Source organism: Serratia sp. CY37869 (assembly GCF_052168895.1).
In the GTDB taxonomy this organism is placed as follows: domain Bacteria; phylum Pseudomonadota; class Gammaproteobacteria; order Enterobacterales; family Enterobacteriaceae; genus Serratia; species Serratia ureilytica.
Genome location: NZ_JBJNLU010000003.1, coordinates 252,897 through 275,389, shown reverse-complemented (window position 1 = coordinate 275,389; position 22,493 = coordinate 252,897). Strand labels below are relative to the sequence as shown.

General features: G+C 62.2%; 18 protein-coding genes. 9 read left to right on the top strand and 9 right to left on the bottom strand.

The features are described 5' to 3' along the window. Window positions 1-45: 45 nt before the first annotated feature. Entirely contained in the window at window positions 46-900 is an 855-nt protein-coding gene (gene panC / locus ACJ8J1_RS16850; protein ID WP_033644699.1) for a pantoate--beta-alanine ligase, read from the bottom strand. Between the two features lie 23 nt (window positions 901-923). Next, window positions 924-1,718: a 3-methyl-2-oxobutanoate hydroxymethyltransferase gene (gene panB / locus ACJ8J1_RS16845; protein ID WP_004937548.1), complete on the bottom strand. Its 795-nt coding sequence runs from the start codon at window positions 1,716-1,718 to the stop codon at window positions 924-926. 166 nt (window positions 1,719-1,884) lie between these two features. Here panB and qseB point away from each other — a divergent pair, with 166 nt between their 5' ends. Further along, window positions 1,885-2,547, top strand: coding sequence for a quorum sensing response regulator transcription factor QseB (gene qseB / locus ACJ8J1_RS16840; RefSeq protein ID WP_033644700.1), 663 nt, complete (start codon window positions 1,885-1,887; stop codon window positions 2,545-2,547). Next, a complete protein-coding gene (qseC, locus tag ACJ8J1_RS16835) occupies window positions 2,544-3,902 on the top strand; it encodes a quorum sensing histidine kinase QseC (RefSeq protein ID WP_442520384.1) in 1,359 nt (452 codons plus the stop codon). Before qseB ends, qseC begins: the two co-directional genes overlap by 4 nt. A gap of 5 nt (window positions 3,903-3,907) precedes the next feature. Here the strand turns inward: qseC and folK are convergent, their stop codons facing one another. The 6 genes from folK to thpR all read right to left on the bottom strand — a co-directional run bounded on the left by folK (window position 3,908) and on the right by thpR (window position 9,009). Further along, the gene (gene folK / locus ACJ8J1_RS16830; protein WP_004937558.1) at window positions 3,908-4,408 is read right to left on the bottom strand and encodes a 2-amino-4-hydroxy-6-hydroxymethyldihydropteridine diphosphokinase; all 501 of its coding nucleotides are present in this window, start codon (window positions 4,406-4,408) and stop codon (window positions 3,908-3,910) included. Then, on the bottom strand, window positions 4,408-5,955 hold the full coding sequence (gene pcnB / locus ACJ8J1_RS16825) for a polynucleotide adenylyltransferase PcnB (protein ID WP_071591451.1): 1,548 nt from the start codon (window positions 5,953-5,955) through the stop codon (window positions 4,408-4,410). Before pcnB ends, folK begins: the two co-directional genes overlap by 1 nt. A gap of 61 nt (window positions 5,956-6,016) precedes the next feature. Beyond that, window positions 6,017-6,928: a tRNA glutamyl-Q(34) synthetase GluQRS gene (gene gluQRS / locus ACJ8J1_RS16820; RefSeq protein ID WP_033644703.1), complete on the bottom strand. Its 912-nt coding sequence runs from the start codon at window positions 6,926-6,928 to the stop codon at window positions 6,017-6,019. 195 nt (window positions 6,929-7,123) lie between these two features. Next, window positions 7,124-7,579, bottom strand: a complete 456-nt coding sequence (gene dksA / locus ACJ8J1_RS16815) for an RNA polymerase-binding protein DksA (RefSeq protein ID WP_004937569.1) — start codon at window positions 7,577-7,579, stop codon at window positions 7,124-7,126. Between the two features lie 183 nt (window positions 7,580-7,762). Beyond that, complete coding sequence (sfsA, locus tag ACJ8J1_RS16810; protein ID WP_004937572.1) at window positions 7,763-8,470, bottom strand: DNA/RNA nuclease SfsA; 708 nt, start codon at window positions 8,468-8,470, stop codon at window positions 7,763-7,765. Continuing rightward, window positions 8,467-9,009, bottom strand: a complete 543-nt coding sequence (gene thpR, locus ACJ8J1_RS16805) for an RNA 2',3'-cyclic phosphodiesterase (RefSeq protein WP_033644704.1) — start codon at window positions 9,007-9,009, stop codon at window positions 8,467-8,469. The genes sfsA and thpR overlap by 4 nt, the downstream gene beginning before the upstream one ends. Window positions 9,010-9,199: 190 nt before the next feature. On the opposite strand from thpR, the gene hrpB reads away from it, so the two are divergent. From hrpB to ACJ8J1_RS16770, 7 genes are all read left to right on the top strand, one after another. Further along, window positions 9,200-11,638: an ATP-dependent helicase HrpB gene (hrpB, locus tag ACJ8J1_RS16800; RefSeq protein ID WP_195755866.1), complete on the top strand. Its 2,439-nt coding sequence runs from the start codon at window positions 9,200-9,202 to the stop codon at window positions 11,636-11,638. Between the two features lie 118 nt (window positions 11,639-11,756). Further along, the gene (gene mrcB, locus ACJ8J1_RS16795; protein ID WP_033644705.1) at window positions 11,757-14,249 is read left to right on the top strand and encodes a bifunctional glycosyl transferase/transpeptidase; all 2,493 of its coding nucleotides are present in this window, start codon (window positions 11,757-11,759) and stop codon (window positions 14,247-14,249) included. A 251-nt stretch (window positions 14,250-14,500) separates the two neighbouring features. Then, the gene (fhuA, locus tag ACJ8J1_RS16790) at window positions 14,501-16,699 is read left to right on the top strand and encodes a ferrichrome porin FhuA (RefSeq protein WP_033644706.1); all 2,199 of its coding nucleotides are present in this window, start codon (window positions 14,501-14,503) and stop codon (window positions 16,697-16,699) included. A 47-nt stretch (window positions 16,700-16,746) separates the two neighbouring features. After that, complete coding sequence (gene fhuC, locus ACJ8J1_RS16785; protein ID WP_033644707.1) at window positions 16,747-17,544, top strand: Fe3+-hydroxamate ABC transporter ATP-binding protein FhuC; 798 nt, start codon at window positions 16,747-16,749, stop codon at window positions 17,542-17,544. Next, window positions 17,544-18,452, top strand: coding sequence for a Fe(3+)-hydroxamate ABC transporter substrate-binding protein FhuD (gene fhuD / locus ACJ8J1_RS16780; protein ID WP_033644708.1), 909 nt, complete (start codon window positions 17,544-17,546; stop codon window positions 18,450-18,452). Before fhuC ends, fhuD begins: the two co-directional genes overlap by 1 nt. Beyond that, window positions 18,449-20,437, top strand: a complete 1,989-nt coding sequence (gene fhuB, locus ACJ8J1_RS16775; RefSeq protein ID WP_033644709.1) for a Fe(3+)-hydroxamate ABC transporter permease FhuB — start codon at window positions 18,449-18,451, stop codon at window positions 20,435-20,437. Before fhuD ends, fhuB begins: the two co-directional genes overlap by 4 nt. A gap of 305 nt (window positions 20,438-20,742) precedes the next feature. Continuing rightward, on the top strand, window positions 20,743-20,895 hold the full coding sequence (locus ACJ8J1_RS16770; RefSeq protein ID WP_004937610.1) for a Hok/Gef family protein: 153 nt from the start codon (window positions 20,743-20,745) through the stop codon (window positions 20,893-20,895). 124 nt (window positions 20,896-21,019) lie between these two features. Here the strand turns inward: ACJ8J1_RS16770 and metK are convergent, their stop codons facing one another. Then, the gene (gene metK / locus ACJ8J1_RS16765; protein WP_033644710.1) at window positions 21,020-22,174 is read right to left on the bottom strand and encodes a methionine adenosyltransferase; all 1,155 of its coding nucleotides are present in this window, start codon (window positions 22,172-22,174) and stop codon (window positions 21,020-21,022) included. Between the last annotated feature and the right edge of the window lie 319 nt (window positions 22,175-22,493).

Here is a 22,493-nt window from a genome sequence, read left to right as displayed (position 1 = left end):
TACCTATGGTCAGGGCGGCAGGATGACGACAGTATAAAAAATAACTTACAGCGTCAGGTCAACCTGCTGGTTGTCGATAAGCCGCGCTTTGCCCAGCCAGGCGGCCATCAGCACCACCGCCCGTTGGCTGTCCACCGTCAGCGGCTGCAGGCTGTCGGCATCGCGAATAAACAGCTCATCCGGCGTAAAGCCGGCGGCGCGCAGTTGCTCGGCGGTCTGTTCCAACAGCGTTTCGACATGGCGCTCGCCATTGGCCAGCTGCTGCGCCAGCGCGTTCATGATTTTGCTCAGCTGCGGCGCAACCTTGCGTTCCTCGGCGGTCAGGTAACCGTTGCGTGAACTGAGGGCCAGGCCGTCTTTGGCGCGCACGGTCGGCACGCCGACGATGTCGATGTCGTAACCCATGTCCGCCACCATTTTGCGGATCAGCGCCAATTGCTGGTAGTCCTTCTCGCCGAAACAGGCCAAATCAGGCTGCACCAGGTTGAACAGCTTGCTGACGATGGTGGAAACGCCGCGGAAGTGGCCCGGCCGGCTTGCGCCTTCCAGAATGGTGGAGATGCCCGGCACGTCGACATAGGTTTGCTGCTCCAGCCCCTGCGGATAGACCGCGGCCGGGGCCGGCGCGAACACCAGATCGACGCCGCGGCGGGTCAGTTTCTCGCTGTCTTCCTGCAGCGTGCGCGGGTAGCGCGCCAGATCGTCCGGGCGATCGAACTGCATCGGGTTGACGAAGACGCTCACCACCACCACGTCGGCGCGGGCGCGCGCTTCATCGACCAGCGTCATATGGCCGTCGTGCAGGTTGCCCATGGTCGGCACCAGTGCGATGCGCTTGCCTTCCTGGCGCCAGCGGCGGATCTGCTGACGCAGCAGCGGCAGGGTTTCGATAATAATCATTGGGTGACTCCTGGAACCATCGCTTAGTTAAAAGAGTGTTCAGCCGCCGGATAGAGGCCTTGCTCCACTTCCTGAATGTAGTGTTGCACCGCCGTGCGGATATCGCCGCTTTGCGCCAGGAAGTTCTTGGCGAATTTCGGCGTGTGGCCGCCGGTGATGCCGAAGGCGTCGTGCATCACCAGGATTTGGCCGTCGGTGCCGTTGCCGGCGCCGATGCCGATGACCGGAATGGAGAGCGCTTCGGTGATCTGGCGTGCCAGCTCGGTCGGCACGCACTCCAGCACCAGCAGCTGAATGCCGGCCAGCTCCAGATTCTGCGCATCCTGCAGCAGCTGTTTGGCGGCCAGTTCGTCGCGCCCTTGCACCTTATAACCGCCGAACACGTTGACCGACTGCGGCGTCAGCCCCAGGTGGCCGCATACCGGCACCGCGCGTTCGGCGAGCATTTTCACCGTGTCGCACAGCCAGCTGCCGCCTTCCAGTTTCACCATGTTGGCGCCGGCGCGCATCAGCTCGGCGGCGTTGGCGAAGGTCTGTTCCGGGGTGGCGTAACTCATGAACGGCAAATCGGCCAGCAACAGGCAGGCCGGCGCGCCGCGGCGCACGGCGCGCGTGTGATAGGCGACGTCGGCGACGGTGACCGGCAGCGTGGAGTCGTGGCCCTGCAGCGTCATGCCCAGCGAATCGCCCACCAACAGGACTTTAATGCCTTGCTCTTCAAACAGCTTGGCAAAGCTGGCATCGTAGGCGGTAAGGGTAGCAAACTTGCGTTGCTCCTGTTTCCACTGGCGCAAATGGGTCACGGTGGTGGGTTTCATCACAACGTCTCCTGAAACGGGCCGTGCGGCTTACGCAGGCCCAGGCTGCAAAAAAGTGCAGCCATTCTACTGTAACCCGATCGGGGTGGGTAGCGCGGATCGCCATGCTTAAGCGGTTCTTAAGAACCTTGTGGTGCAATGGCGTCATGACTCAAAAGGGATACTCATGCGAATTCTGCTGATCGAAGATGACAAACTGATCGGGGACGGCATCAAGGCCGGGCTGACCAAACTCGGCTTCAATCTGGACTGGTTCACCGACGGCGCGGTTGGTAAAAACGCCCTGGGCAGCGCGCCGTATGACGCGGTGATCCTCGATCTCAGCCTGCCGGGCCTCGATGGACTGGATCTCCTGCGCCAGTGGCGCCAGGCCGGGCAGGATGTGCCGGTGCTGATCCTTACCGCCCGCGATGCGTTGGAGCAACGGGTCAGCGGGTTGCAAAGCGGCGCCGACGACTATCTGTGCAAACCGTTCGCGCTGGCCGAAGTGGCGGCGCGCCTGCAGGCGCTGATCCGCCGTCGTCACGGCCAACTGATGCCACAGCTGACGCACGGCAACGTGGTGTTCGACAGCGCCACCCGCAGCGTGAGCTGCAACGGTGAGCAGGTGACGCTGACGCCGCGCGAATTGGCGGTGCTGGAGCTGTTTCTGCACAACAAAGGGCGCGTGTTGGCGCGGCCGTTGATCCAGGAGAAGCTGTACAACTGGGACGACGAGGTGAGCAGCAACGCGGTGGAGGTGCATATTCACCACCTGCGGCGCAAGCTGGGCAACGGCTTCATCCGTACTATCCATGGCGTGGGCTATACGCTGGGGGATGCCCCGTGAAGCGCCTCAGCCTGCGGCTGCGTCTGATCCTGATTTTCAGCCTGTTGGCGCTGCTGACCTGGTGCACTGCCAGCGTGGTGGCCTGGGTGATGTCGCGCAATACCATCAACGAAGTGTTCGACACCCAGCAGATGCTGTTCGCCAAGCGGCTGGCGACCGCCAACCTCGGCGATCTGCTGGCCGATGAAAGCGCGCGCAGCCTGCCGAAAACCAAGAAGCTGGTGCATCATGGCAAGCGTGGCGATCAGGACGACGACGCGCTGGCGTTCGCCATCTTCGATCGCCAAGGCAAGATGCTGCTCAACGACGGCGAGAACGGTGCCGACTTCCTGTTTGACGGGGAGCGTGAAGGTTTTACCGACGGCGAACGCAAAGGCGATGACGACAGTTGGCGCCTGGTATGGTTGACCAGCCCGGACGGGCGCTACCGCATCGTGGTCGGCCAGGAGTGGGATTACCGGCGCGATATGGCGCTGGGCATGGTGACCGGCCAATTGGTGCCCTGGCTGGCGACGCTGCCGGTGCTGATGTTGCTGATTGCGCTGATGGTCGGGCGCGAGCTGCGGCCGCTGCGTGCGGTGGCCGCCGGTTTGCGTCGGCGCGCACCCGATGACGCCACGCCGCTGGATGCGCGCCAGGTGCCAACCGAGGTGCGCCCGCTGGTGGATGCGCTCAACGCGCTGTTCGCCCGCATCAATGCGTTGCTGGTGCGGGAGCGGCGTTTCACCTCCGATGCCGCGCACGAATTGCGCAGCCCGCTGGCGGCATTGCGGGTGCAGACCGAAGTGGTACAGTTGGCGGGGGAGGATGCGCCGATGCGCGAGCACGCGCTGGACAATCTGACGGTCGGCATCGATCGCGCCACCCGGCTGGTGGATCAGCTGTTGACGTTGTCGCGGCTGGATTCGCTGTCGGATCTGGCCGAGCTGGCGCCCATTGACTGGAACGAACTGGTGATGATGACCCTGGCGGAACAGGATCGGCTGGCTCATGCGGCGGGCGTGACGCTGCGTTATGAACAGCAGGGAACGCCGCCGGTGCGTCAGGGGCAGACTCTGCTGCTGTCACTGTTATTGCGCAACTTGCTGGACAACGCGGTGCGTTACACCCCGCAGGGCGGTGAGGTCACCGTGACGTTGAGCGAGCGCTCGCTGACGGTAGAGGATGAGGGGCCGGGGGTGACGACAGAGCATCTGGCGCGGTTGGGGGAACGCTTCTATCGCCCGCCGGGACAGGAGCAAACCGGCAGCGGGCTGGGGTTATCGATCGTGCAGCGTATCGCCGGCTTGCATGGTTTACAGGTCAGTTTCGCCAATCGCCCGACAGGCGGGTTCGTCGCGCGGCTGGCGCTGTAGGCGGGTCAGGATTTCGGTTTTGGCGAGTGCCACAGCGCCATGCCGTTTTCCGGCACGCGCTTGAGGCAGCTGGCGAGCGGTTCGCCATCGGGGAAAATCAGATCGGGGGCGATTTCCGCCAGCGGGTAGAGCATGAATTCGCGCTCTTTCAGGCCATAATGCGGTACGGTCAGGCGATCGGTATGGATCACCTTGTCGCCGTACAGCATGATGTCTAAATCGAGCGTGCGCGGCCCCCAGCGTTCATCCTTGCGCACGCGCCCCTGATTGCGTTCTATCGCCTGGGTATGGTCGAGCAGCTGTTCGGGCGGCAACAGGGTATCCAGCGCCACCACCGCGTTGAGAAAGTCCGGCTGGTTTTGCGGCCCCAGCGGCTTGGTGCGGTAAAACGAAGAACAGGTGACCAGCCGGGTGCGCGGGAGATGCTCCAGCGCCTCCAGCGCGGCGTTAACCTGTTGCAGCGGCTGCGCCAGGTTGCTGCCCAGCGCGATATAAACGCGGATCATTATGCCCCTTCTTTACGCGGTGCCCGGCGACGAGGACGGCGTTGACGCGCGCGACGCGGCGCCGGATCGTCACCCAGGGTGCTCAACATGGCTTTCTGCCGCGCCGGCGTGGCGTCCTGGAACTCACCCCACCACTCGGCCAGACGCAGCATCTCCTGATTGTCTTCCACTTCCGCACGCAGCGCCAGCAAATCATAGGCGGCGCGGAATTTCGGATGTTCCATCAGTTTGTGCGCGCGTTTGCCCTGACGACGAGACAGGCGCAGCTGCAGCTGCCAGATATCGCGCACCAGCGTGGTAATGCGTTTCGGGATCGCCAGCGAGCGGCACTGCTCGTCGAGCACATCGTTCATCGCCAGCGCGAAGGCGTCGTAGTACGCCAGGCCGCTTTCCTGCGCCAGTTTCTGCGCGTGCTCCAGCAGCGGGTACCACAGCATGGCGGCAAACAGGAAGGCCGGATTGACGCGCATGTCGTTCTGCAGGCGATGATCGGTGTTCTTCAGCACCTGCACCAGAATGCGCTCCATCGGCGTATCGTGGTTCGGCGTGAAGTTGCGGGCGATCAGCGGGAATAGCGGTTGGAACAGCTGATATTCGCACAGCTTCAGGTAGGTCTGGAAACCGTAACCCGCCTGCAGCAGCTTGAGGGATTCTTCGAACAGACGCGCCGGTGGGATCTCATGCAGCAGCGAAGCCAGACGCGGGATCGGCTCGGCGGTCTCTTCACTGATGCGCATATCCAGCTTGGCGGCGAAGCGCACCGCGCGCAGCATGCGCACCGGATCTTCGCGGTAACGGGTTTCCGGATCGCCGATCAGGCGGATCACGCCTTGTTTCAGATCGTTCAGGCCGCCGACGTAATCGCGCAGGGTGAAATCCGCCACGCCGTAGTACAGGCTGTTGATGGTGAAATCACGGCGCTGGGCGTCTTCCTCGATCGAACCGAAGATGTTGTCGCGCAGCAGCATGCCGTTTTGCGCCTGCTGGGAGGAATTCTTGTCGGATTCCTGATTCTGTTCGTGGTGGCCGCGGAAAGTGGCCACTTCGATGATCTCCGGCCCGAACATCACGTGCGCCAAGCGGAAGCGGCGGCCGACCAGGCGGCAGTTGCGGAACAGCTTGCGCACTTGCTCCGGCGTAGCGTTAGTGGTGATGTCGAAGTCTTTCGGCTTTTTGCCGAGCAACAGATCGCGCACGCCGCCGCCGACCAGATAGGCTTCGTAGCCGGACTTGTTCAGGCGGTAAAGCACTTTCAGCGCATTTTCGCTGATGTCTTTGCGGGAGATCGAGTGCTGTTCGCGCGGGATCACGGTCATCGAGTCGTTGCTCTCGGCGATAGGAAAAGGCGGACGCTTGCGCGGCGTTGAGCGGCGGGCAGGGGCGTTGCTGCCGTTATCGGCGGCGCGCGGCTGCGGCGCAGGGCGGCTTGGCGCCGCGGCACGCTCTTCGCGGACTACGTTTTTATCGCCGGCCGCCGCGTCGTCGCGGGGCAGCTTGTCATCGCGGGTCAGTACCTTACGACAGAAGTTGGCTACTCGGGTAAAAATGGTACACCTCGATAGTGACTGATAAAAATGGAGCTAACAAAAAATAGCGGCTAATCATAGCTCACCATGGCTCCTTTGAGAATGCCGGCGTGTTTTCATCCAGAGGGATAGCCTCCTGACGCGGCACGTTTTCCAACCGCCAGTGTTCGATCGCCCAGCTCAATAATAATGGCAGGTCAAGATCTTGCCAGCTTTCCGGCAGCGGTTGGCGCAGAAATTTCAGCGCGGCGATCAGCACCGGCCGCGGATCGCCAGCGGGCAACGCCGGCGCATGGTTTTGCTTCGACAGCTTGATGCCGTTGGCACCCAGCGCCAGCGGCAGATGCACATAGGCGGGCACCGGCGCCTGCAGCTGGCGGTAAAGGGCAATTTGGCGCACCGTCGGTTCGATCAGATCGGCGCCGCGGACAATCTCGGTCACGCCCTGAAAATGGTCGTCGATCACCACCGCCAGGTTGTAAGCGAACAGCCCGTCGCGGCGGCGAATGATAAAGTCTTCACCCGCCAGCGCCGGATCGGCGTGCAATTCTCCCTGCAGGCGATCGTGAAACCGGTAAACGGGCGCGGTCTGACGCAAGCGGATGGCGGCGCCCTGTGGGCCGAGCTGCAAATCGCGGCAGTGGCCGTCGTACAATCCGCCGATTTGCTGGATGCGGCTGCGGGTGCAGGTGCAGTAATAGCTGAGCCCCTGGCGCTGCAACAGATCCAGCGCGGCGCGATAGGCGTCGTGACGTTGGGATTGATAGATGACCTGGCCGTCCCAGTGGAGACCATAATGTTCCAGCGCGGACAGGATGCGAGCGGCGGCGCCGGGGACTTCGCGCGGCGGGTCGATATCTTCGATGCGAACCAGCCACTGCCCGCGTTGGGCGCGAGCCTGAAGGTAGCTTCCCAGAGCGGCAATCAGCGAGCCGAAATGCAGATCCCCGGAAGGCGATGGGGCAAAGCGCCCCACATAATGACTTTCTTGCATATCAGAGGGGAGGGGTTCCCTTTTCTCTGTGCGGCGCACGCGGATGCGCACGCCGCAGCGGTAACATACTCGTTATGCTTGAAACTGCATCTGTGTTAGCTGCGCCTGCTTACCCGAATCACTTACTTGAGTAAGCTCATCGGCATGCGCATTCTTGCCGCCTTGATGCAGCTCCAATCATGTAGAGTAGCGGTATTAGCCGGCCATCTGCTTTTCGCGGATCTCAGCCAGCGTCTTGCAGTCGATGCACAGATCGGCGGTCGGACGCGCTTCGAGGCGACGAATACCGATCTCCACGCCACAAGATTCGCAGTAGCCGAAATCATCGTCTTCCACTTTCTTCAGCGTTTTCTCGATCTTTTTGATCAGTTTGCGTTCACGGTCACGGTTACGCAGTTCAAGGCTGAACTCTTCTTCCTGAGTAGCGCGGTCGGCTGGATCAGGGAAGTTGGCTGCCTCTTCTTGCATATGCGATACAGTACGGTCCACTTCGTCCCTGAGCTGGTTGCGCCACGCTTCAAGAATGCGCTTGAAATGCGACAACTGGGCGTCGTTCATGTACTCTTCGCCCGGCTTCTCTTGGTACGGCTCCACCCCAGCGATGGCGAGAATGCTCAAGGACGAGGTTTTACGGTTTTGCCCTTCTTGCATGTTGCTTCTCCTACATACACACGCACTATCGAATCCCCAATGCGGGGGAAAAACAGGCCGCTATAAATAACAGAAGGAAGGTAGGTTGGCAATTATTCCTGTCGCCCGCTTGACAATCGTGTGAAGGAAGGCGTATTTGGCGATCGTGCTGGCCGGTTGTCTATTTATAGGGACCCGGCTGCGCTAATCGATAAAAAACGGCAGCTTATCGCAGAGATAAATACCGTCAGGTGATAATTTTGCCCCATAGCAAACCACTTCCACTCCCAACTGCCGGACCTGTGCCAACAGCGCCGCATAGCGCTCATCTATATGATGTGCCGGTGCGACCTGCTCAATACCGCTGTGTAACACGGCAAAGAACAATACCGCCCGTTGCCCGCTTTCAACCACGCTGAGCAACTCACGCAGGTGCTTTTGCCCTCTGAGCGTTACCGCATCAGGAAAGTAACCACGTTGTTGTTGCAGTAATGTGACTGACTTAACTTCAATATAGCAGTTAACCCGATTTTCTGCCTGTAATAACAAATCGATACGGCTGTTTTCACCGCCGTATTTCACTTCGCCGCTAATTTTACTGTAACCGGATAATTCATTGATTAAATTGTGTTCGATCGCCTCGCGCACCAGCGCGTTGGCGCGCAGGGTATTGACGCAGATCCAGTGCCCCTGTTGGGTATGGGTCAGCTCCCAGCTGTGGGCGTATTTGCGTTTGGGGTTGTCCGAGGTGGAGTACCACACGGTGTCGCCGGGCGTGGCGCAGCCGGTCATGGCGCCGGTATTGGCGCAGTGCAGCGTAAAGGTTTCCCCTTCCGGGGTGATCACGTCAGCCAGAAAGCGTTTGTAACGTTTGATCAGCGTGGCGGAGCGCAGCGGTGGAGAAAAAATCATGGGGATGCCTGCTTGGCCAGCGGCCACTGTTCAAGGTGTTGGTAACGGGTGCGGCCGTTTTCGAACACCGATTCATACAAGGAAAAGGCGTCGGCGCTGAACGCCCAGCCCGGCGTCGCCGGCGGGATCGCCACCGGCTGGGTGGCGGCGCGCAGCAGCGTGATGTGCGGATGGAACGGCAGCGCGCTTTGATGGCAGCCGCTGCGTGCGGCCTGCGAACGCAGCAGCTCGGCCAGCTGCAGCAACCCGCGCGGCGCGCGGCGGGTGCCGAGCCAGACCACGCCGGGGCGCGGCCAATGGCCGAGATCGTCGAGCCGCATGCTGAAGCCGGGTTGAGCGATGCGGCTGGCCAACTTACGCAGCGCCAGTTCTTTCTGTGCGCTGACTTCACCGAGAAACGCCAGCGTCAGGTGCAAATTGGCCGCCGCCACTGGCCGACCGGCCTCCGGTGCAAACGCCTCGGCGCGCCAGCGGACCACCTGCTGTTGCAGGGCGTCAGGCAAGGACAGGGCGAAAAACAGGCGGCGCGAATTGGACATAAAGGCTCGGCAAATGCATGACAATACGGTCGGGAACAGCGGTAAACGTTACTGGCAGCGGCCCCGCGAGGGGCGCGGCGCACGAATGAGCTCCGTACTATAGCTAACGCCGCAACAGTTTGAAAGGTTACGGGGATAAAGCTAATGCTACACTGTACGCCGTTTAACGCTAACCACTACGGAGAATTCAGTGTCTTCATTGCCCGTCAGCGCAGTGCTCGATGAGTTGCTGGCTGCGCTGCAGTCTGCCCCGCAGGTGCTGTTGCACGCCCCGACCGGCGCCGGTAAATCCACCTGGCTGCCGCTGCAGCTCCTGGCGAAGGCCGGGTTGCCGGGGCGCATTATCATGCTGGAGCCACGGCGGCTGGCGGCGAAGAACGTCGCCTATCGCCTGGCGCAGCAACTGGGGGAGGAGCCCGGCCAGACCGTGGGCTATCGCATGCGCGCCGAAAGTAAAAGCGGGCCGCAGACCCGGCTGGAAGTGGTGACGGAAGGCATTCTCACCCGCATGCTGCAGCAGGATGCCGAGCTGCAGGGCGTATCGCTGGTGATCCTCGATGAATTTCACGAACGCAGTCTGCAGGCCGATTTGGCGCTGGCGCTGCTGCTCGATGTGCAGCAAGGGCTGCGCGACGATCTGAAACTGCTGATCATGTCGGCCACGCTGGATAACGCCCGTATGACGCAGCTGCTGCCGCAGGCGCCGGTGGTGGTGTCCGAGGGGCGCAGTTTCCCGGTTGAACGCCTGTATCAGCCGTTGGCCAGTCATCAGCGGCTGGAGGATGGCGTAGCGGCGGCGGTGAAGCGCATGCTGGCCGAACAGCCGGGGTCTTTGCTGCTGTTCCTGCCGGGCGTGGCGGAGATCAATCGGGTGCTGGAGCGTTTGACCGGCGAAGTGGCTAGCGATACCGATCTTTGCCCGCTGTATGGCGCCTTGCCTCTGGCGCAACAGCAAAAAGCGATTCAGCCGGCGGCGCCGGGTCGCCGCAAAGTGGTGTTGGCGACCAACATCGCCGAGACCAGCCTGACGATCGAGGGCATTCGGCTGGTGGTGGACAGCGGTCTGGAGCGCGTGGCGCGTTACGACGTGCGCAACGGTTTGACGAGGCTGGCGACGCAGCGCATCAGTCAGGCCTCGATGGTGCAGCGTGCCGGGCGCGCTGGGCGTCTGGAGCCGGGCCTTTGCTGGCATCTGTTCGCCAAAGAGCAGGCGGAGCGCGCGGCGGAACATGCCGAACCGGACATTTTACAGAGCGATCTCACCGGCTTCTGGCTCGAACTGCTGCAGTGGGGGTGCCATGATCCGGCGCAGCTGACCTGGCTTGACGCGCCTCCGGCAGCGGCATTGGCAGCGGCCAGGGCGCTGTTGCACCGGCTGGGGGCCACGGATGACGGCGGCAAACTTACTGCGCCGGGGCGCCAGATGGCCGCGCTGGGGTGCGAGCCGCGGTTGGCGGCGATGCTGGTCGTCGGCGCGGGACTGAGCGCCGACGGCCTGGCGACGGCGGCGTTGTTGGCGGCGTTGCTGGAGGAACCGCCGCGCGGCGGGCAGATGGATATCGGTTATTGGCTGAGCCGCCCGCAACCGAACTGGCGGCAGCGAGCCGCGCAGTTGGCCAAACGTCTGCCGCAACGTGCGGGGCAAGTTGACGCCGATTTGGCGCCGCGGCTGTTGGCGCTGGCATTTACCGATCGCATCGCCCAGCGTCGCGGTCAGGATGGCCGCTACCTGCTGGCCAACGGCCTGGGCGCGGCGATGAACCAGGACGAGGCGCTGTCGCGCGCGCCCTGGTTGATTGTCCCCAACCTGTTGCAGGGCCACAACAGCCCGGATGCGCGTATTTTGTTGGCGTTGCCGGTCGATATCGAGGCGTTGGCGGCGCAGCTGCCGGCGATGGTTATGCAGCGCACGGCGGTGGAGTGGGATGAAGAGAAGGGGACGCTGCGCGCCTGGAAGCGCCAACAGATCGGCCGTCTGACGTTGCGCGCGCAGCCGCTGGCTAAGCCGGCGGACGAAGAGCTGCAGCAGGCGCTGCTCGACTGGGTGCGCGCGCAGGGGCTGGCGGTGCTCAACTGGGAGGGCGCAGCTGAACAACTGCGGGTGCGCCTGCAGTGCGCGCAAGCCTGGCTGCCGGAGGCGGAGTGGCCGGCGATGGGCGAAGAACCGCTGCTGGCGGCGCTGGAGCAGTGGCTGTTGCCGTCGCTGAACGGCGTGCGCGATCTGCGCGGATTGAAGCAGGTCAACCTCGCCGAGGCGTTGTCCCGGCTGTTGGACTGGCAGCAAAAACAGCGGCTGGATAATGCATTACCCACTCATTACACTGTGCCGACCGGCAGCCGCCTGCCGATCCGTTATGAGGCCGGCAAACCGCCGGCGCTGGCGGTGCGTTTGCAGGAAATGTTCGGCGAGCAGCGCAGCCCGATGTTGGCGGAGGGTCGCATCCCGGTAGTGCTTGAGTTACTCTCACCGGCGCACAGGCCGTTGCAAATCACCGGCGATCTGGCGGCCTTCTGGCAAGGCGCCTACCGCGAGGTGCAAAAAGAGATGAAGGGCCGCTACCCGAAACACGTGTGGCCGGACGATCCGGCCACGGCGGCCCCGACGCGCCGAACGAAGAAATATCAGTAGGCCGCGATCGTTTAAGGTTTGGAATTCAGATGTTTCTTCTGTTCAGCGCCACGGCGTCGGCACAGATTAAGCGACTCATTATGGCCGGCAGTGTCGGCAAGCTCGGAGAACAACAGCCATGGCTGGGGATGACCGCGAGCCCATCGGGCGCAAAGGAAAACAACCAAAAAGCACCGCGTCGCGCAAGCCGCCGCGCCGTCGCCGAGACGACGATTATGACGATTACGAAGAAGACGAGTATGACGATGACGAGTATGAAGAGGAGGAGGAACGCATGCCGCGTAAGGTGAAAGCGACTCCGCCGCGTAAAAAACGCCGCTGGCTCGGCCTGTTTATCAAACTGATCCTGGTGCTCGCCGTCCTGTTGGCGATCTATGGCGTCTACCTGGACTCGCAGATCCGCAGCCGCATCGACGGTAAAGTCTGGCAGCTGCCGGCGGCGGTGTACGGCCGCATGGTCAACCTGGAACCGGGCATGCCGTACAGCAAGAAGGAGATGGTCAACCTGCTGGAGGGCATGCAGTACCGTCAGGTCAGCCGCATGACGCGTCCGGGCGAGTTTACCGTGCAGGCCAACAGCATCGAGATGCTGCGCCGCCCGTTCGACTTCCCGGATGGTAAAGAAGGGCAGATCCGCGCCCGTCTCGACTTCCAGAACAACCGTTTGGCGAAGATCGAAAACCTGGACAGCGGCCGCAGCTTCGGTTTCTTCCGCCTCGATCCGCGTCTTATCACCATGCTGCAGTCGCCGAACGGCGAACAGCGCCTGTTCGTGCCGCGCTCCGGTTTCCCGGATCTGTTGGTGGATACGCTGATCGCCACGGAAGACCGCCATTTCTATGAGCATGACGGCATCAGCCCGTACTCCATCGGCCGCGCGGTGCTGGCCAACCTGACCGCCGGTCGTGCGGTGCAGGGCGGCAGTACCCTGACGCAGCAGCTGGTGAAGAACCTGTTCCTGACCAACGAACGTTCGCTGTGGCGTAAGGCCAACGAAGCCTATATGGCGCTGTTGGTGGATTACCGGTACAGCAAAGACCGCATCCTGGAGCTGTATCTGAACGAGGTATACCTCGGCCAGAGCGGCAGCGACCAGATCCGCGGCTTCCCGCTGGCCAGCCTGTATTACTTCGGCCGACCGGTGGACGAGCTGAGCCTCGATCAGCAGGCGTTGCTGGTCGGCATGGTCAAGGGCGCGTCGCTGTATAACCCGTGGCGCAACCCGAAACTGGCGCTGGAGCGCCGCAACCTGGTGCTCAAGCTGCTGCAGAACCAGGGCGTGATCGACGGCGAGCTGTATGACATGCTGAGCGCGCGTCCGCTGGGCGTGCAGCCGAAAGGCGGCGTCATTACGCCGCAGCCGGCGTTTATGCAGATGGTGCGTCAGGAACTGCAGACCAAGCTGGGCGATAAGGTGAATGACCTGTCCGGCGTGAAGATCTTCACCACGCTGGATCCGGTGTCGCAAGACGCGGCGGAAAAAGCGGTCGAAGACGGCATCCCGGCGCTGCGCGCTGCGCGTCACCTGCAGGATCTGGAAGCGGCGATGGTGATCGTCGATCGCTTCAGCGGTGAAGTACGCGCCATGGTCGGCGGCGCCAACCCGCAGTTCGCCGGTTTCAACCGCGCCATGCAGGCGCGACGCCTGGTCGGCTCGCTGGCCAAACCGCCAACGTACCTGACCGCGCTGTCCGAGCCGGACAAATACCGCCTCAACACCTGGCTGGCGGATGCGCCGCTGTCGCTGAAACAGCCGAACGGCGCCGTCTGGCAGCCGAACAACTACGATCGCAAATTCCGCGGTCAGGTGATGCTGGTGGATGCGTTGGCCAACTCGCTGAACGTGCCGACGGTGAACCTCGGCCTGTCGGTCGGGCTGGATCAGATCAGCGCTACGCTGCAACGCCTGGGGATCCCGAAAGCGGAGATCAACCCGGTGCCGTCGATGCTGCTGGGGGCGATCGGCCTGACGCCGATGGAAGTCGCGCAGGAGTACCAGACCATCGCCAGCGGCGGTAACCGTGCGCCGCTGTCGGCGGTGCGTTCGGTGATCGCCGAAGACGGCACGGTGCTGTACCAGAGCTTCCCGCAGGCGGAGCGCATGGTGCCGGCGCAGGCCGCTTACCTGACGCTGTACGCGATGCAGCAGGGCGTGGCGCGCGGGACCTCCCGCTCGCTGTCGGTGAAGTTCCCGAACTACAACCTGGCGGCGAAAACCGGTACCACCAACGATCTGCGCGACAGCTGGTTCGCCGGCATCGACGGCAAGGAAGTGGCGATCGCCTGGGTCGGGCGCGACAACAACGGCCCGGCCAAGCTGACCGGTGCCAACGGCGCGTTGACCCTGTATCGCCGCTATCTGGAAAATCAGACGCCGCTGCCGCTGATGCTGCAGCCGCCGGAAGGCATTAACCAGATGAGCATCGACTCCGCCGGCAACTTTATCTGCGGCGGCGGCAGCTGGCGCACCATCCCGGTCTGGACCGACAATCCGCAGGGACTGTGTCAGGCCAGCCAGGCGGCGGTGCAGCAACAGCAGCAACCGGCGGCGGGTGAGCAAAAAGATGGCGATGGCGTCGCCGGCTGGATCAAGGATATGTTCGGTCAGTAATCGCTGCCGGGGCGTCGGCCCCGGCGAAAATTTTTGCTTTGTTATTAAGCCCGTAACCTTGGTTGCGGGCTTTTTTATTTTTCCGCTCGTTTTATTTCCCTGTTAACCGCAAGGCTAAGCGCCAAATCCTTAACCTATTTGCCCTATGAATTCGGCTTGCAGTTTAATTTGGCTTCTGCATAAAATGCGACGCTTATAATAATTATTATCGTTTACATTCGTCATTTAATAATTCATCAGAGAAATAAATCATGCTGACCAAGCGTCTTTCATCATCCGCGGCCAAGCAGGGCCGTCTCCCCGTCAGCGCGTTAGCGATCACCGTCGCTGCGGCGTTGGGTACGCTGGCGATGCCGGCTTTTTCCGCCGACGCCAAGCCGGCCGCCAAGGAAGACACGATTACCGTTGTGGGCAGCAGCAACACCGCCCAGCAGGAAAGCGCCTGGGGGCCGGTCGGCACCTATGTCGCCAAGCGCAGCGCCACCGGCACCAAAACCGATACGCCGATCGAGAAGAACCCGCAGTCCGTTTCCGTGGTAACGCGTGAAGAGATGGACATGCGCCAGCCGGATACGGTGAAAGGCGCGCTGGCCTATGCGCCGGGCGTATTCGCCAGCCGCGGCAGCTCCACGACCTATGACGCGGTGGCGATCCGCGGCTTCCCGGCCACCAACACCACTCAGTATCTGGATGGCCTGCGGCTGCTGGGCGATAACTACAGTGAAGCGTCCATCGATCCTTATTTCCTCGAGCGCGCCGAGCTGCTGCGCGGCCCGGTCTCGGTGCTGTACGGCAAAAGCAACCCCGGCGGCTTGGTCGCCCTGGTCAGCAAGCGGCCAACCACCGAGCCGCTGCGCGAAATCCAGTTCAAGATGGGCACCGATAACCTGTTCCAAACCGGTTTCGATTTCAGCGACGCGTTGGACGATCAGGGCATCTATTCCTATCGCCTGACCGGCCTGGCGAAAGACAGCGATGCGCAGCAGAACATGAGCAAAGAGAAGCGCTATGCGATCGCGCCGTCCTTTAGCTGGCGCCCGGATGACAAAACCAACTTCACGCTGCTGGCCAACATTCAAAACGATCCTTATACCGGTTATTACGGCTGGTTGCCGAAGCAGGGCACGCTGATCCCGTTGCCGAACGGCGGTAAGCTGCCGACCGATTTCAACGAAGGCGAAGCCAGCAACTATACCTCCCGCAAACAGCGGATGATCGGGTACAGCTTCGAACACGCCTTCAACGATACCTGGGCGGTGCGCCAGAACCTGCGCTATCTGCAGCTGGACACCGACATGAAGAGTATTTATGGCAGCGGCGTTTCTGCTGCGACGCCGACGACGATTAACCGCGCCTATGTTCAGTCGAAAGAGCACCTGAACAATTTCTCGGTGGATACCCAGGCGCAGGCGAAGGTGAAAACCGGCGATATCGACCACACGCTGTTGTTCGGCGTGGACTACATGCGCATGCGTAACGATATCAATGCCGCATTTGGCACAGCGGACGGGCTGAGCATGACCCATCCGCAATACGGGAATGACGCGGTCAACATCAACTTCCCCTACCATTATCTGAACCGTCAGGAGCAAACCGGCCTGTATGTGCAGGAGCAAGGGGAGTGGAATCAGTGGCTGTTGACGCTGGGCGGGCGCTATGACTGGGCGAAGACCTCCGCTTACAACCGTGATGCGAGTTCGACGAGCCAGCAGACCGACCGGCAGTTCACCTGGCGCGGCGGCCTGAACTATCTGTTCGACAACGGCGTGACGCCGTATTTCAGCTACAGCGAGTCGTTTGAGCCGAATTTGGGCACGACGCAAGGGGGCAGTACGTTCAAACCTTCGATCGGCAAGCAGTATGAAGCCGGCGTGAAATACGTGCCGAAGGATCGCCCAATCGTGCTGACCGGCGCCCTGTATCAGCTGACCAAGAACAACAACCTGACGCCGGATCCGGATAACGCGCAGTTCAGCGTGCAGAGTGGCGAGATCCGTTCGCGCGGCGTGGAGCTGGAAGCCAAGGCGGCGTTGAATGCCAACGTCAACCTGATCGCCTCCTATACCTACACCGATGCGAAGTACACCAAGGACAACACCTATCAGGGCAAACCGACCGTCGAAGTGCCGAAACACATGGCGTCGCTGTGGGCGGATTATACCTTCCACGAAACAGCGGTGAGCGGTTTGACGCTGGGTTCCGGCGTGCGTTACGTTGGCTCCAGCTCGAGCTTCAACAGCGATAACACCACCTTCAAGGTGCCGGACTACACGCTGGTGGACGCCACCATTAAATACGATCTGGCGCGCTTTGGCCTGCCGGGCTCGTCCGTGGGCGTCAACATCAACAACCTGTTCGACAAGACTTACGTATCGAGCTGCTACCGCGACTACGCCTGCTACTGGGGCGCAGAACGCCAGGTGGTCGCCACCGCAACCTTCCGTTTCTAACCGGATAGCCGGGGCGGCGGCGCGTCGCCCCGGAAAAAGCAGGATCTATGCAGGACAAACTTCTTAATCCCGGCGCGACGTTCGCACTGGATAACGCCAGCTTCGCCGTTCCCGGCCGGGTGCTGTTGCAACCGCTGTCGCTCCGTTTTCCTCAGGGCAAAGTCTGCGGCCTGATCGGCCATAACGGTTCCGGTAAATCCACCCTGTTGAAACTGCTCGGGCGGCACCATGCGCCCAGCGGCGGTCAGGTCTTGCTCAATCGGCAGCCGTTGGCGCAGTGGGACAGCAAATCCTTCGCCCGCCAGGTGGCCTACCTGCCGCAGCAGTTGCCGGCGGCGGAAGGCATGACGGTGCGCGAGCTGGTGGCCGTCGGCCGCTATCCGTGGCATGGCGCGCTGGGGCGTTTTGGCGCCAACGATCGCCAACAGGTGGAAGAGGCCATCGCGCTGGTGGGGCTGAAGCCGTTCGCCCACCGCCTGGTGGACAGCCTTTCCGGCGGCGAGCGCCAACGCGCCTGGCTGGCGATGATGGTGGCGCAGGACAGCCGCTGCCTGTTGCTCGACGAGCCGACGTCGGCGCTGGACATCGCGCACCAGGTCGAGGTGCTGGCGCTGATCCAGCGCCTGAGCCGCGAACGCGATCTCACGGTGATCGCCGTACTGCACGACATCAATATGGCGGCGCGCTACTGCGACCATTTGGTTGCGCTGCGCGGCGGTGAAATGATCGCTCAGGGCGGCCCGCTGGAACTGATGCAGGGGCCGGTGCTGGAGCAAATTTACGGTATTCCTATGGGCACGTTGCCGCACCCGAGCGGCGGCGCGCCGGTGAGTTTTGTCTACTGATGTCCTCTGCATTCACTTCTTCTCACGATCCGCTGCGCCGCCGCCTGTTGATGGCGCTGGCGCTGTCGCCCCTGTTGGGATCGTTGCCCGGGCGAGCGGCGGATGCGCCGCCGGATATCGCGCGCGTTGCGGCGCTGGAATGGCTGCCGATCGAGCTGCTGTTGGCATTGGGCGTGACGCCGCTGGCGGTGGCCGATGTCCATAACTACAACCTGTGGGTGGCGGAGCCGAAGCTGCCGGCGACGGTCGTCGACGTCGGGCAGCGCACCGAACCGAATCTCGAACTGCTGCAGCAGCTCCAGCCTTCGCTGGTGTTGCTGTCGCAAGGCTATGGCCCGACGCCGCGAAAAATCCAACCCATCGCGCCAACCATGAGCTTCGGCTTCAACGACGGCAGCGGCAAACCGCTGACCGTCGCCCGCCAGTCGCTGCTGGCGCTGGGGCAACGATTAGGCATAGAAAGCCGGGCGATAAACCACCTGGCGCAGTTCGACAGCTTTATGCAGGATGCGCGTCAGCGCCTGCAAAGCTACACCCGGCAACCGTTGCTGCTGTTTTCCCTGATCGACACCCGCCATGCGTTGATCATCGGCCAGAAAAGCCTGTTCCAGGAAGCGATGGACCAACTGGGCATCCGCAATGCCTGGCAGGAGCCAACCGACTTTTGGGGCACGGCGGTGGTGGGGATTGAACGGTTGGCCACGGTGCGTAACGCCCGAGTCATTTATCTCGATCACGGCAATCAGGCGATGATGGACAAGGTCAGCGCGACGCCGCTGTGGCAGTCATTGCCCTTCGTGCGGCAAAACCAGCTGCGGCAGGTGCCGGCGGTGTGGTTCTACGGTGCCACGCTGTCGACGATGCGGTTTTGCCGCCTGTTGGCGCAGGCTCAGGAGAGTGCGGCATGAATGCGGGCATTCGGAAATTGCCGCTGACGCTGATCCTGCTGTTGCTGGCGGCGGCAGGCGGTTTGACGATATACAACCTGACGCAGCAACTGCCGCCGGCGCAATGGGCGCGGGCGCTGAGCGCGCCGGACATCGACGACGTGCGGCAAATGCTGTTCCATTACAGCCTGCTGCCGCGGTTGACGGTGTCGCTGTTGGCCGGGGCCGGTCTGGGATTGGTCGGCGTATTGTTCCAGCAGGTGTTGCGCAATCCGTTGGCGGAACCGTCGACGCTCGGCGTGGCCGCCGGCGCGCAGCTCGGCCTGACCATCGCCACGCTGTGGGTGCTGCCGGGGGGCGAGTTCACTCGTCAGCTGGCCGCTATGGTGGGGGCGATCGCGGTGGGCGGGCTGGTGTTCGGCGTCGCCTGGGGCAAGCGGATGTCGCCGGTGACGCTGATTCTGGCCGGGCTGGTGCTGGGGCTTTACTGCGGCGCAGTCAACAGCCTGTTGGCGCTGTTTAATTACGATCAGCTGCAGGGCATGTTCCTGTGGGGCACCGGCGCGTTGAACCAACAGGACTGGAGCGCGGTGCAGTTTATCCTGCCGCGTTTGCTGGTGGCAGGCCTGCTGGCGGCGCTGTTGCTGCGCCCGCTGACGCTGCTGGGGCTGGACGACGGCGTGGCGCGCAACCTGGGGTTGGGGCTGTCGATGGCGCGCTTCTGCGCCCTGGGGCTGGCCATCATTTTCAGCGCCATGTTGGTGAGCGCGGTGGGCGTTATCGGCTTTATCGGCCTGTTTGCGCCGCTGATGGCGAAGATGCTGGGCGCTCGCCGCCTGGCGCATCGCATGATGTTGGCGCCGTTGCTGGGGGCGTTGCTGCTGTGGCTGACCGATCAGGTGATGATTGGGGTGGCGCAGGTGTGGCGTGAGATCCCGACCGGGGCGGCCACCGCGCTGTTCGGCGCGCCGCTGCTGCTGTGGTTGCTGCCGCGTTTGCGCAGCGCCGCCACGCCGCCACCGATGAACCTTGGCGACAAGGTGCCTGCCGAGCGCGGGAATCTGCCTGGCTGGGCAGCGCTGGCCGGCGTCGTGCTGTTGATCGGCCTGACGTTGGCGCTGATGCTGGGCAAAAACGCCGGCGGCTGGCACTGGAGCCTGGGCGAGGAGCTGGACGCCTTGCTGCCGTGGCGCTGGCCGCGGGTGCTGTCGGCGTTGGCTGCGGGCATGATGCTGGCGGTCGCCGGCACGCTGATCCAGAAGCTGACCGGCAACCCGATGGCCAGCCCGGAAGTGCTGGGCATCAGCTCCGGCGCCGCTTTTGGCGTCGTGATGATGCTGTTTATGGTGCCGGGCGACGCCTTCGTTTGGCTGTTGCCCGCCGGCAGTCTGGGGGCGGCCGTTACGCTGCTGATCATCATGATTGCCGCCGGCCGCGGCGGTTTCTCGACCGAACGCATGTTGCTCGCCGGCATCGCGCTCAGCACCGCCTTTACCACCGTCATCTTCCTGCTGCTGGCCAGCGGCGATCCGCGTATGGGGGGCTTGCTGACTTGGCTCTCCGGTTCAACCTATTCGGTGGAGCCGGCGCAGGCGCTGCGCACCGCGCTGATCGCCGCCGGATTGATGATATTGGCGCCGCTGTGCCGCCGCTGGCTGACCATTCTGCCGCTCGGCGGGGCTACCGCCCGTTCGGTGGGGATTGCGTTGACGCCTGCGCGATTGACCATCCTGTTGTTGGCCGCCACGCTGACCGCCATGGCGACCCTGACCGTGGGGCCGCTGAGCTTTGTCGGGCTGATGGCGCCGCACATGGCGCGCATGTTGGGCTTCCGCCGCGCGCTGCCGCAAATGGTGATCGCCGCGCTGTTGGGCGGTTTGCTGATGGTATTTGCCGACTGGTGCGGGCGGATGCTGCTGTTTCCGTATCAGATCCCCGCGGGGTTACTGGCGACCTTTATCGGCGCGCCGTACTTCGTTTATCTGTTGCGTAAGCAGACGTCGTAAGCTTCACCCCTACTTTGCCTTCTTCACCATCAAGGGCCCAGCGTTGCTGGGCCTTTTTTCAACGCCTTGCAAGGCGTTGCGTGTCGCTGCGCAAGAAAGACATTTAACGTGAAAAGGAACGCGGGAAGAGAGGGGGAGGTGAATATACTGCGGGCGGGTGCTCTGGATCTTTGTCTCTGGAGCCTGCGTGAAAGATACAAAGAGAAAAGCCCCGAGTCGATATCCATCAACCCGAGGCCTACTCTAACGCATCACAACGTTAAGTTAGCCTCTTACCCGCCGCGAGGCAAGGAGAAGAAGGCATGATGCCGAACAAACGGAGCCTGTTAAAACTGGTGGTTATTTGTGCCACGGTAATATCACTGGCGTGGATAACCCGCAGCACGCTGTGTGAGCTGCGTATCCGATCGGGCACTACGGAGGTTGCGGCCATTTTGGCTTACGAATCCGAACGGTAAGGCAACCCGGCGGCGGGGGCTTTGCCTCCGCCGGCCGGCAGTCGATGCGTTGATCCATGAGCACCCATCCGTTCAAAAAAAACGGCGAGCCTTGGCTCGCCGTTTTTCATGTTGATGTCGGGGCTTATTTCAGGCCGGCGGCATCGCGCAGCTGCGCAGCTTTGTCGGTCGCTTCCCATGGGAAGTGTTCGCGGCCGAAGTGGCCGTAGGCGGCGGTTTCGCGGTAGATCGGCTGCAGCAGATCCATCATCTGGATCAGGCCGTATGGGCGCAGATCGAAGAATTCGCGCACCAGCAGCGTCAGTTGTTCGGTTGGCACTTTCTCGGTACCGAAGGTTTCCACCATGATGGAGGTCGGTTCCGCTACGCCGATAGCGTAAGACACCTGGATCTCGCAGCGATCGGCCAGGCCGGCGGCGACGATGTTTTTCGCCACGTAGCGCGCCGCGTATGCCGCGGAACGGTCAACCTTGGACGGGTCCTTACCGGAGAAGGCACCGCCGCCGTGGCGAGCCATGCCGCCGTAGGTGTCGACGATGATCTTACGGCCGGTCAGGCCGCAGTCGCCCATCGGGCCGCCGATAACGAAACGGCCGGTCGGGTTGATGTGGTATTTGGTGCCCGCCGTCAGCCATTCCGCCGGCAGTACCGGCTTGATGATCTCTTCCATCACCGCTTCTTGCAGATCTTTCAGCGAAATGTCTTCTGAGTGCTGGGTGGATAGAACGACGGCGTCGATGCCGACGATTTTGCCGTCGTCGTATTGGAAGGTCACCTGGCTCTTCGCGTCCGGGCGCAGCCACGGCAGGGTGCCGTTCTTACGCACTTCGGATTGGCGCTGCACCAGACGGTGCGCGTAGGTGACAGGCGCAGGCATCAGCACGTCGGTTTCATTGGTGGCGTAGCCAAACATCAAGCCCTGATCGCCGGCGCCCTGCTCGAGAGGATCGGTACGGTCAACGCCCTGATTGATATCCGGGGATTGCTTGCCGATGGCGCTCAACACTGCGCAGGAGTTGGCGTCAAAGCCCATGTCCGAATGAACGTAGCCGATCTCGCGCACGGTCTTGCGGGTGATCTCTTCGATATCGACCCAGGCGCTGGTGGTGATTTCACCGCCGACCAGCACCATACCGGTTTTCACGTAAGTTTCGCAGGCGACGCGCGCTTTCGGATCTTGTTCCAGGATGGCGTCGAGGACGGCATCGGAGATCTGATCGGCGATTTTATCTGGATGTCCTTCGGAGACGGATTCGGACGTGAAGAGGTGTTTAGCCATTGTGTTCTTTACCTTGCATAAGACGGGTTAGAAATTACTGCACAGCGCTGGAGATCCGGCATCGAAGCGAAGGGTCTTCCGCTGATGGCGCGAGATGCATCCTGCAACGCCCCTCAGGCAAAGCCGTTAAGCAGTTTATCAGTTAACCAGTATAGATGGATTAACATCTGGACGTCTATTTTAGGTCAGGGTTTAGCCAGATTGCCAGTAATTTTTTGCGCTTTCGCTCTTTTGCGCAAACGGGTTGGCGCCATTTTCATCGCTTGAAACAGTTTTCGGCGAATTTTCATTTTGCTTTTTAACCTGCTTACCGGTATAA

Excerpts from the sequence above, each read along its gene's own strand:
- panC (WP_033644699.1), bottom strand. The coding sequence starts at position 900 with ATGATTATTATCGAAACCCTGCCGCTGCTGCGTCAGCAGATCCGCCGC.
- panB (WP_004937548.1), bottom strand. The coding sequence starts at position 1,718 with ATGAAACCCACCACCGTGACCCATTTGCGCCAGTGGAAACAGGAGCAA.
- qseB (WP_033644700.1), top strand. The coding sequence starts at position 1,885 with ATGCGAATTCTGCTGATCGAAGATGACAAACTGATCGGGGACGGCATC.
- folK (WP_004937558.1), bottom strand. The coding sequence starts at position 4,408 with ATGATCCGCGTTTATATCGCGCTGGGCAGCAACCTGGCGCAGCCGCTG.
- gluQRS (WP_033644703.1), bottom strand. The coding sequence starts at position 6,928 with ATGCAAGAAAGTCATTATGTGGGGCGCTTTGCCCCATCGCCTTCCGGG.
- dksA (WP_004937569.1), bottom strand. The coding sequence starts at position 7,579 with ATGCAAGAAGGGCAAAACCGTAAAACCTCGTCCTTGAGCATTCTCGCC.
- sfsA (WP_004937572.1), bottom strand. The coding sequence starts at position 8,470 with ATGATTTTTTCTCCACCGCTGCGCTCCGCCACGCTGATCAAACGTTAC.
- thpR (WP_033644704.1), bottom strand. The coding sequence starts at position 9,009 with ATGTCCAATTCGCGCCGCCTGTTTTTCGCCCTGTCCTTGCCTGACGCC.
- mrcB (WP_033644705.1), top strand. The coding sequence starts at position 11,757 with ATGGCTGGGGATGACCGCGAGCCCATCGGGCGCAAAGGAAAACAACCA.
- fhuA (WP_033644706.1), top strand. The coding sequence starts at position 14,501 with ATGCTGACCAAGCGTCTTTCATCATCCGCGGCCAAGCAGGGCCGTCTC.
- fhuC (WP_033644707.1), top strand. The coding sequence starts at position 16,747 with ATGCAGGACAAACTTCTTAATCCCGGCGCGACGTTCGCACTGGATAAC.
- fhuD (WP_033644708.1), top strand. The coding sequence starts at position 17,544 with ATGTCCTCTGCATTCACTTCTTCTCACGATCCGCTGCGCCGCCGCCTG.
- fhuB (WP_033644709.1), top strand. The coding sequence starts at position 18,449 with ATGAATGCGGGCATTCGGAAATTGCCGCTGACGCTGATCCTGCTGTTG.
- ACJ8J1_RS16770 (WP_004937610.1), top strand. The coding sequence starts at position 20,743 with ATGCCGAACAAACGGAGCCTGTTAAAACTGGTGGTTATTTGTGCCACG.
- metK (WP_033644710.1), bottom strand. The coding sequence starts at position 22,174 with ATGGCTAAACACCTCTTCACGTCCGAATCCGTCTCCGAAGGACATCCA.